General features: G+C 59.7%; 11 protein-coding genes and 1 pseudogene. 9 read left to right on the top strand and 3 right to left on the bottom strand.

Annotation, left to right across the window (positions count from 1 at the left end; genetic code table 11):
• Positions 1–203 (bottom strand): annotated as a pseudogene (locus tag AC54AF_RS26440) (sugar ABC transporter); the annotation flags it as partial.
• A gap of 157 nt (positions 204–360) precedes the next feature.
• Here AC54AF_RS26440 and AC54AF_RS26435 point away from each other — a divergent pair.
• The 3 genes from AC54AF_RS26435 to AC54AF_RS26425 all read left to right on the top strand — a co-directional run bounded on the left by AC54AF_RS26435 (position 361) and on the right by AC54AF_RS26425 (position 1800).
• Positions 361–1263 carry a LysR substrate-binding domain-containing protein gene (locus tag AC54AF_RS26435; protein WP_496638951.1) on the top strand — a complete coding sequence of 301 codons (903 nt, stop codon included), beginning with the start codon at positions 361–363 and terminating at the stop codon, positions 1261–1263.
• A gap of 124 nt (positions 1264–1387) precedes the next feature.
• Positions 1388–1588 carry a hypothetical protein gene (locus AC54AF_RS26430; protein ID WP_496638952.1) on the top strand — a complete coding sequence of 67 codons (201 nt, stop codon included), beginning with the start codon at positions 1388–1390 and terminating at the stop codon, positions 1586–1588.
• Positions 1525–1800 carry a formylglycine-generating enzyme family protein gene (locus AC54AF_RS26425; protein ID WP_496638950.1) on the top strand — a complete coding sequence of 92 codons (276 nt, stop codon included), beginning with the start codon at positions 1525–1527 and terminating at the stop codon, positions 1798–1800. Before AC54AF_RS26430 ends, AC54AF_RS26425 begins: the two co-directional genes overlap by 64 nt.
• 442 nt (positions 1801–2242) lie before the next feature.
• Here the strand turns inward: AC54AF_RS26425 and AC54AF_RS26420 are convergent, their stop codons facing one another.
• On the bottom strand, positions 2243–3151 hold the full coding sequence (locus AC54AF_RS26420; RefSeq protein ID WP_496638949.1) for a LysR family transcriptional regulator: 909 nt from the start codon (positions 3149–3151) through the stop codon (positions 2243–2245).
• Positions 3152–3300: 149 nt separating this feature from the next.
• Between AC54AF_RS26420 and AC54AF_RS26415 the strand changes: the two genes are divergently transcribed.
• On the top strand, positions 3301–3543 hold the full coding sequence (locus AC54AF_RS26415; RefSeq protein ID WP_496638948.1) for a hypothetical protein: 243 nt from the start codon (positions 3301–3303) through the stop codon (positions 3541–3543).
• Between the two features lie 3 nt (positions 3544–3546).
• A complete protein-coding gene (locus AC54AF_RS26410) occupies positions 3547–4740 on the top strand; it encodes an MFS transporter (RefSeq protein ID WP_496638947.1) in 1194 nt (397 codons plus the stop codon).
• A gap of 182 nt (positions 4741–4922) precedes the next feature.
• On the opposite strand, the gene AC54AF_RS26405 is transcribed toward AC54AF_RS26410, so the two are convergent.
• Positions 4923–5939 carry a GlxA family transcriptional regulator gene (locus AC54AF_RS26405; RefSeq protein ID WP_496638946.1) on the bottom strand — a complete coding sequence of 339 codons (1017 nt, stop codon included), beginning with the start codon at positions 5937–5939 and terminating at the stop codon, positions 4923–4925.
• Between the two features lie 62 nt (positions 5940–6001).
• Between AC54AF_RS26405 and AC54AF_RS26400 the strand changes: the two genes are divergently transcribed.
• The 4 genes from AC54AF_RS26400 to AC54AF_RS26385 all read left to right on the top strand — a co-directional run.
• Positions 6002–6460: a tautomerase family protein gene (locus tag AC54AF_RS26400; protein WP_496638945.1), complete on the top strand. Its 459-nt coding sequence runs from the start codon at positions 6002–6004 to the stop codon at positions 6458–6460.
• A 75-nt stretch (positions 6461–6535) separates the two neighbouring features.
• Positions 6536–7093: an NADPH-dependent FMN reductase gene (locus AC54AF_RS26395; protein WP_496638944.1), complete on the top strand. Its 558-nt coding sequence runs from the start codon at positions 6536–6538 to the stop codon at positions 7091–7093.
• 109 nt (positions 7094–7202) lie between these two features.
• On the top strand, positions 7203–8063 hold the full coding sequence (locus AC54AF_RS26390; RefSeq protein ID WP_496638943.1) for an alpha/beta hydrolase family protein: 861 nt from the start codon (positions 7203–7205) through the stop codon (positions 8061–8063).
• 360 nt (positions 8064–8423) lie between these two features.
• Positions 8424–8691, top strand: a 268-nt coding sequence (locus tag AC54AF_RS26385) for a hypothetical protein (RefSeq protein ID WP_496638942.1), incomplete at its 3' end; no start/stop codon positions are given.

Here is an 8691-nt window from a genome sequence, read left to right as displayed (position 1 = left end):
TCATCTCCATGAAGTACATCGAGATCGTCGATCGTATGCATGGCGAGGTAGACAGGGCATCCGGCGCTCAAGGCCTTGAAGCGCTGCGAGGTATGGAACCCGCTCACTGAAATGAGCGCGGGCAGTTTTTCCAGACTGTAGAAATGATTCCACTCCGCTTCACTGGCTGGATCGGCAAAGCTGCATTCGACTGTATAAATCATAAGATCATTTGTGACCGGCAGCATTGCGCGCCGGTGTTCCTTGTTGATGTTCAATCATTATGCGACCTGAATTTCGCCGTATAAATCGATTTTTTGGTATGCTTCCATGATTAAAAATCAAGGTGGGCCAATGCCTGGCTCTGTATCAGGAACTCTCATGCGCAGGAAGATCCCCAGCAACGCTGCACTGATGGCATTCGAGGCCGCCGCCCGCCATGGCAGTTTCGCCCGAGCGGCGGCGGAGTTGTCACTGACGGAAGGGGCCATCAGCCGTCAGATTGGCCGACTGGAAGCCTTTCTCGGCGTGATGTTGTTTGAGCGAGTCGGAAATCGCGTCCGGCTATTGCCCAACGGGGAGCGCTATGCGGCGCAAGTGCGCGAGTTGCTCGACCGGCTGGAACGAGACAGCCAGTACCTGATGGGCCAGCCAGTCGATGGTGCAAGCCTCGACATAGCCGTCATCCCGACTTTCGCGATGCGGTGGCTCATTCCTCGCTTGTCACAATTCCAGCAGAAGCATCCGAACATCACTGTGCATCTTGCCGAACGCATGGAACCCTTCGTACTTGCCGGCAGCGGGTTCGATGCCGCAATCCATTTCGAGCATCCGGCCTGGACGGGAATGAGGACTCACCACCTTTTGGATGAGGTGTTGGTTCCGATTTGCCATCCAGGAATTCTGACAGGAGACGAAGGTACAACCGTACTGGATAACCTACCGCGCCTGCACCGGCGACAGAACCCAGAGGCTTGGCAACGCTACTCCCAAGAGACTGGAATCCCTCTGACCAATCCAGCGATTGGTGCACGCTACGATCTTCATGCGATGTTGATCGAAGCTGCGTTGGCTGGCCTCGGTGTTGCGTTAGTACCGCGCCTCTACGTTGAAACCGAACTTGCGCAAGGACGGTTGGTCGCTCCATGGCCAGAGGGAAAAGCAATTTCCAAAACCTTCTGTCTCGTCCTTCCTGAGTCGATCGGATTGAGCGGGGAGCCAATAAAAGCGTTTGCTCAATGGATACTAGACGAAGCCAAGAAACCATCGTCGACGCGACATTGATCGCAGCACCATCGTCGACCAGGAACAATGATGACAAGCATGATACTGGGAAGTGTAAAGCCGGAGCCATCTCGAGCCTCGCCTTGATGTGCTAGATTGAATCGCCAAGCCGAACTCGATCCACATGCCTGAACACATCGAATGCCTCACATTCTGGCAGGTGCTTGACCAACCTGTTGGCATCGAACGGCAGGTACGCCAAAACCGCTTGAGCAAGATCGCCAGCGAAGGTGGCCAGATGACTACCGCTGACCTGGCTGGTTGCGCTGGCCATCGAAGGCATGGCCTTGGCGATTTGCAGCAACTGGCATTCGGCCACACGTAACTCGCCTAGGCCTCTATGACATGATCGGTAACGACTGGAAGCGGTGCTGGGATCGCTTTGACCCGGAGATCTACGGAGAATATCGTGTATTTCGCGGCGGCGGCTGGCTCGATGGCCCCAACGCCTGCCGCGCCTCATGTCGGCGCAAAAGCCATCCCACCTACCATATCGACGACCTGGGCTTTCGGATTGCAAGGAGTTCAATTCAGTGAGGTGGGATGAGACCTATCGCGAACAGGACAGCGTCGCAACCGGCAACGAAGCACTATGGACGACCTCTCACCCGCCCAGCTTCGCAACGGCCCGCAATGCTCGCCACGCTAATAATGACCCACGACGCGCCCCTGTGCCGAATAGAATGGGTTGATCCGAACAGATGCCGGTCAGCGATTGCAGATATGCCAACTCCATGCCATGATGCGGCTCGACCAGGAGCCGCCCCGCTGTCTAGTAGCAGACTATGAGCACCCAAGAAGGGCTCACGTCAGCGCTGCTTGCTTAGGGGCAGGAAGATATCGACCATCACCTGGTTTTCTTGTGCATCAGGGAAAAGCGTCACACGCTTGACGAATAGTGGGTAAGCCCTACAAGATTTTCTACGAAGCTTCGCGGCCGGTAGATACGTATGCGATGCGCCAACGGCGGGAAGTGATATCAATGATCCCACGGCGCTTGCTGCCAGCGATCGAACAGAAAATCGCTGAACGCCGTCAGCCGACGCGGCACCGGCTCTCGCCGCGCCCGAACAATGCTGATTTTCGAGAGCGAGGCTTCCCATTCCGGCAACACGCGCACCAGTCGCCCGTCGCGTAATTCCTCGTGAATGTCCCAGGTTTCGCGCAACGAGATGCCCAGCCCGGCCAGGCACCACGCATGCAGTACGTCGCCGCTGTCGCTGCACAGCGTACCGCTGACCGCGATAGGTATCTCCCGGCGGCCCTTGCGCAGCGGCCAGGTGCTTTGCAGCAGCCCCGGATAGGCGAATACCAGGCAGTTGTGCTGTTCCAGCTCTTCCGGCTGCGCGGGCTGTCCATGCGATTCTAGATAGGCAGGAGATGCCGCCAGGATGCGTCGATTGTCGGCTATGCGCCGCGCCACCAATCGAGAATCGGCCAGCTCACCCATGCGAATCGCCAGGTCCAGATCGCCGCTGTACAGATCCTGCACCTGGTCGGACAAGCGCAGGTCGAAACCGACCCGGGGATGCAGGTGGCAGAAGTCGTGGATAGCCGGCGCCACGAACTTGCGGCCGAACGGCATGGGCGCCGTCAATCGGATGATGCCATGCAGATCCTGGCTGCCGCCGGTCGCCAGTTCCTGCACCTCATCCAGCACCGCCAAGGCGACCCGCGCCCGTTCGGCGATGGCGCGTCCTTCGCCGGTGATGCGCAAGTTACGGGTATTGCGTTCGAACAGTGTGGTACCCAACGCTCGCTCCAGCCGGGCGATCTGCTTGCTGACCGTCTTGGGTGCGAGGTGCAAGTCGCGTGCGGCAGCGGAAAAACTGTGGCGTTCTACCACACGCACGAACATCGCGAGGTCATCCAGATTGCGCAAAGCCATTTGGGTCATTCTGTAGAAAGTGTTTGTCTATTTTACTCATTTCAAGGATATACCAAAATCATCACAATGACACTCCCAGCACTTCATGTCGCAATGCGCGCTCCCTCTGGAAGCCCATGACGACGTGCTCAATCCACTTGCAGGAGCCTATGATGACTCAACGTATTCTTTTCGTCCCGACCGACCACGACCGCAAAGGACCGTCCTGCGCCCCCGGCACCGCGCAGAGCAGCGTCTATCTCTCCGAAGCCACGCATCCATACCGGGTGCAGGCCCAGGCCTGCGATGCAGTCGATTTCGTCAACCCCAAGGGCGTCAACCCCGCTTCGACCAAGGGCGTGACCGGAACGACGCTATCACGGCTGGCGGCTGCCTCAACGGATTGGGCCTGAGCCATGAACGAGCGCATGCCTTTCGTCATCTATGTGTTCGCACTCTGTGCGTTTGCTCTGGGTTTCACCGAGTTCGTTACCATCGGCCTGGTGTCCACCATTTCCGCCGACCTGCATGCCAGCGTCAGCCAGGTCGGCACGGCAGTCACCGCCTATGCACTTGGCGCGGTGATCGGTGCGCCGGGTCTGACGGCACTGGCCACGCGCTGGCCGCGCAAGAAATTATTATTGCTTGCAATGGCGTTGTTTACGCTGGGCAACATGGTGGTCAGCCAATCCGATGCACTAACGCCCATGTTGATCGCTCGCTTTGCGTCGGGACTGGGGCATGGCGTGTTCCTCGCCGTGGCCTCCAGCGTTGCCACGCAACTGGCGGGCCGGCAGCGTTCCGGCGCGGCGGTTGCGGTAGTGTTCGGTGGCCTGACCCTGGCTCTGGCGCTGGGCGTTCCGCTCGGCACCTACCTGGGCAGCACGTTGAGCTGGCAGGTCATCTTCATGGCCGTGGCGGCGAGTGGTACTATCGGATTCATCGGCTTGCTAGCCCTGATGCCGACGGAACGCGACGATGGCTCGATGCAGGCCAACGCGATGGATGGCCTCAACGCCATGTTCAATCCCCGCCTGCTGGCCGGGGCTGGCATCACGGTGCTGGCCTATGCAGGGTCTTTCACGCTCTACACCTACATCTCGCCGGTCCTGCTGCAAGTCACACGGATCAGCGAAAGCAACAGCAGCCTGCTGATGCTGGGTTACGGCGTGATGGCTGCCATCGGCAACGTGTGGGGCGGGCGCTTGGCCGACCGCAGGGGCGCGGACTTTGCTGTGATGATTGTGTTGACAGGACTGACCACGGTACTGCTGCTGATCTGGTTTTCGGCGTCATCGCTGCCGTTGATGGTACTTTTGACAGGCCTGCTTGGTGCACTGACCTATGCGGCGGTGCCAGCTTTGCAAGCACGGGTAATCGGGCTGTCCCACGTCCACGCGCCACAAGCGCCGGCAGTCGCGGCTGGCCTCAATATCGCAGGCTTCAATGGCGGCATCGCGCTGGGTTCGCTGATGGGAGGCGCCAGCCTGGAAGCGATGGGCCTGACGAGTACGGCTTGGGTCGGCGCTATTGCGGTGGGTCTGGGTATCGTCTGGATGCTTTGGCAGATGCGAAAGGCATCCGCGTATCGCGTCGAATTGTCGGGGTAACCTCGCAGCCTGTCGCCTTTTGTGAAGTCTTCTGTGTGCACTACGGCCGGAGATGTAACCTTAGCGCGCTACCTCCGGCCGGTTGTGAAGAGAACGTTGCCAAGTCTGCATTGAGGTTGAGTATTCCGCTAGCCTGATTGCTGTGCGCAGATTGCCCCGCTCCCGCTGAGTTGCTTGGCTCGTTACACTGGGGGCGAAACTGCCGGCCGGAATTGCCGTGGCGTCACCCCTGTCACTTTGCGCATCAGGCGCCGCAGTGCGCTCGTATCGACATAGCCCACGCGTTCAGCCACTTGCTCGACCGTCAACTTGCTCGTTTCCAGCAGCATGCGTGCCTTGTTGAGCCGTACGCTCTGCAGCAGTGCCGACGTACTGCGCCCCGTGGCGGCGCGTACGTGCCGCGAGAGCGTCCGCTCGGACATGCAAAATTCCGCCGCCAACGCTGCAACGCCGGGCGGATCAGGCAAGGCGGACTCGAAACGTTCCACCAGTTTCGCGATCAGCGCATTGCCATTGGCGAGCATGGCAGGAACGACGAATTGTGCCTGGGATTGCCGGCCATCGATTAACAGCGCGCGCGATACGGCGTCGGCGAGCGCCGGGCCGAACTGCGTGCTCAGCAGATGCAGCATCAAGTCCGTCTGGGCGAGTGCCGCTCCGGCGGTCACGACCGCTCCATCGCGTATCACCATGCGGTCGGCATCGACCACGCAGCCCGGCTCCAGTTGCTGCAATAGCGGCGCCAGCCACCATGACGTCGTGACCCGTCGTCCCGCCAGAAGACCGGCGGACTGCAGCAGAAAAACGGCCGAGCACGACGCTGCCACGGCGCCGCCTGCTTGCGCATGCGCTTGCAGGGCCTGCACGGCGCGCAGCGCGTCGGGCTGCGCCAGGCGCTCCCTGATGGCGAGAGGACTCTCCATGCCGAGACCGGGAATGACCCACGTGGAGCCATCCGGACGGGCGGTTTTCGGCAGAATGTGGGCGTCGATGCTCATGCCGTGGCCAAGCTTGACGGCGCCCTGCGTCGTGACCACGCGCCAGCGCGGCGTGGCGCAAGCGGCGGTGCCAGCCAGCGACGCCGCAGCCGATAAAATATCCAGGGTCAACGCGACACTCGACGCAAAGGCGCCTGGCAAGACCAGAACCGTGAAATCATGCATTGGCTGAAAAAGCTCGAAATATGTCAAAACAGACACTGTAATTCTGCGTCAATCGGCGTTGTAATACAAGCTCCGATTCATACACAGAAAAGCTGACCATGCCTAACATTCTCGTCAAGATACCAAAGGGTGCATTTCCAACCGAACACCGCGCCAGCCTGGTGCAAAAGCTGAACGATGCCGCCGCCGCCGCGGAGCAAATTCCCGACGACCCGCGGAAACGGTCGATGTGCTGGGTGATCCTCGACGAAGTGGAGCCAGGATCGTGGACCTGCGGCGCAAGCGACATGAGCGCGCGGTTGCTGCCCTGCCTCGCCGTGATCTACGTTCCGGCTGGCGTCCTGGACGGTGCGTCCCAGACCATGTACGTCGACCTGGTACACGCGGCCTTCAAGCAGTCTTTGCCAGAGACCGAGCAACGCCAGTTGGCGACGTCCGTCATCCTGCATCATGTGGCCGATGGCAACTGGGGCGCCAACGGGGCCATCTGGCGGCTTCCCGACTTCGCGCAGGCAGCCGGCTTCGCGCACCTTCAGGCATTGCTTCCCCGCGCCTGACGCGCGCGGCGCGTGCCGCCTCGACTGCGCCAGACATGCAATACTACCCACCCGATCGACCACGGTTTACTCAAGATGCGTTTACTTTCCTTGTCCGGCAGCTTGCGCGCTGCGTCGTCCAACACGCACACACTCATCGCGGCTGGCCTGCTGGCACCGCCAGGCGTCGTCATCGAACATTACGATGCGATTGGCGAGCTGCCGCACTTTACTCCGGACCTCGATGCCGACCTTCCGCAGAGCATCGTTGACTTGCGCAACCGCGTGTGCCAGGCGGACGGCCTCCTGATTGCGTGTCCCGAATACGCGCGCGGCATCCCCGGCTCGTTCAAGAACATGCTCGATTGGCTGGTCGGCAGCCCGGATTTTCCGGGAAAGCCCGTCGCGCTGTTCAATACCTCGCCGAGGGCATCCGCCGCGCAGGCGGCCTTGCAACTGGTCCTGGAAACGATGTCGGCCACGATCGTCCACGATGCTTGCGCCACGCTTCACTTGCCGGGCAAGCAGGCAGACCCGCTTGCCATCGCACATGATCCCGTGAGCGGCGCAACACTGCGGCGTGCGATTCAGGCACTCGTAGAACATCTTCAGGTCGAGGCGGCGCCAACTTGTAGTCCACGGGCAGAGCAATAATACGCCACGTCAATTTTTTACTTTTGATGGGTAGATCTCATACTGCCTGCATTCACGCGTCAACTTCGTTGGCGTCCACTTCAGGTTCGACAGACGGGGGGGAACAAGTATGAAAAAGACCGAACAGCGTTCCACGATGCAGACTATCCAATATGGAGCGTCCGCCGACCAGCAAGGGGATCTGTACCTTCCCGCAACACCACGGCCGCCCGTTGTTTGCCTGCTGCACGGTGGGTTTTGGCGCATGCCTTATGGTCGTGATCAGATGAACGCCATCGCCAACGACTTGGTAGCCCACGGTCTTGCCGTCTGGAATATGGAATACCGTCGGCTGGGTGCGCCTCAGGCCGCATGGCCTGCAACAATGGACGATGTTGCCGCTGGCATCGGCCACCTGGCGGACCTTTGTACCGGAGGTATTGACGTCGATCTTGACCGCGTCATCGTGGTCGGCCACTCTGCCGGCGGCCATCTCGCATTGTGGGCGGCCGGGCGCAGTCACGCTCGAAACACCTCATTGCCAGGCGTTCATATACAGGCTGTCGTCGGGTTGGCACCTGTTGCAGACCTTGCCGAGGCATACGTCCGAAAGGTTGGAGGTCAAGTAGTGGCAGAACTGCTTGGTGGCACCCCGGGTCAGTATCCGGACCGACTTCGTGCAGCATCGCCGATGGAGATGCTCCCCTTGCGCGTCAGACAGCTCATTCTTCATGGCACTGCCGATGATGCGGTCCCCATCGAGCTTTCACGATGCTACGCAAGGGCAGCAGAGGCAGCAGGTGATACTGTAGAGCTCATTGAATTGCCGGGTACGGGTCACATGGAATACCTCGATCCAGACAGCGAGGCCCATGCGATCCTTCGTCGTTGGCTACTGGAGTCCATGAGCGAGGCCGGATCGCGGGTAAGCGCTGTCGAACAACAGCTTGCAGCGGACGGTGCCCACGCCTCCACTGAGCAGGAGCATTAGGCCTCCTCTACGGATTTCCCGCCACTCTAGATTTATCCCCTGCGCTCGGAAGGGAAACGACGCAGCTATGTGTTAGACCCTAGGACCCACAGTTTTCGTTTGACGCCGTCTCTTGTGCCAACCCGTCAAGGTGGAACTATTCGGCAAGAGGACCGTGGACGCCATATTGGCCGCCATGGTACACGCCGCGCTGCTGAGGCAACGCGATTCCTTCTCTTTGCGGCTCGCTGATCAGCGTCCGCTCGAATTCGGCGAACACCCCATATGTAAATTTAACGTACATTACAATCCGAATTCTGAGACGCGCCCTGCATAAATTGCTCGGCTAGCAGTTCTGCCGCCTCTGCAGCGAGCCTTGCAATGGACATTCCCAGTAGCCTGGAGCTAATTTACGAAAAAGAACATAGTAGGTTCATCAAAGGGGCATCGCACGCAACGTTAGCGAATGGCCCCAACTGGCTCAAAGAATGGGCACGAGCCCGAGATGCCTTGTTTCTCGGTGATGCCGGGCTTGCACTCGCGCACTTCAATACTGCACTCGATCAGGCAAAGTACGTGGCGGGGCCATTATTTATGGCTATGTCACCGTCAGATGTGGGAACGCTCCCAGCGTTGCTTTCAATAACGT

It is taken from the genome of Janthinobacterium sp. JF4, from assembly GCF_059617925.1.
This window is presented reverse-complemented; position numbering and strand designations above follow the sequence as displayed.

What these genes read in the sequence shown, in the direction of transcription:
- AC54AF_RS26435 (WP_496638951.1), top strand. Translation starts at nt 361, where the DNA reads ATGCGCAGGAAGATCCCCAGCAACGCTGCACTGATGGCATTCGAGGCC.
- AC54AF_RS26430 (WP_496638952.1), top strand. Translation starts at nt 1,388, where the DNA reads ATGCCTGAACACATCGAATGCCTCACATTCTGGCAGGTGCTTGACCAA.
- AC54AF_RS26420 (WP_496638949.1), bottom strand. Translation starts at nt 3,151, where the DNA reads ATGGCTTTGCGCAATCTGGATGACCTCGCGATGTTCGTGCGTGTGGTA.
- AC54AF_RS26415 (WP_496638948.1), top strand. Translation starts at nt 3,301, where the DNA reads ATGATGACTCAACGTATTCTTTTCGTCCCGACCGACCACGACCGCAAA.
- AC54AF_RS26410 (WP_496638947.1), top strand. Translation starts at nt 3,547, where the DNA reads ATGAACGAGCGCATGCCTTTCGTCATCTATGTGTTCGCACTCTGTGCG.
- AC54AF_RS26400 (WP_496638945.1), top strand. Translation starts at nt 6,002, where the DNA reads ATGCCTAACATTCTCGTCAAGATACCAAAGGGTGCATTTCCAACCGAA.
- AC54AF_RS26395 (WP_496638944.1), top strand. Translation starts at nt 6,536, where the DNA reads ATGCGTTTACTTTCCTTGTCCGGCAGCTTGCGCGCTGCGTCGTCCAAC.
- AC54AF_RS26390 (WP_496638943.1), top strand. Translation starts at nt 7,203, where the DNA reads ATGAAAAAGACCGAACAGCGTTCCACGATGCAGACTATCCAATATGGA.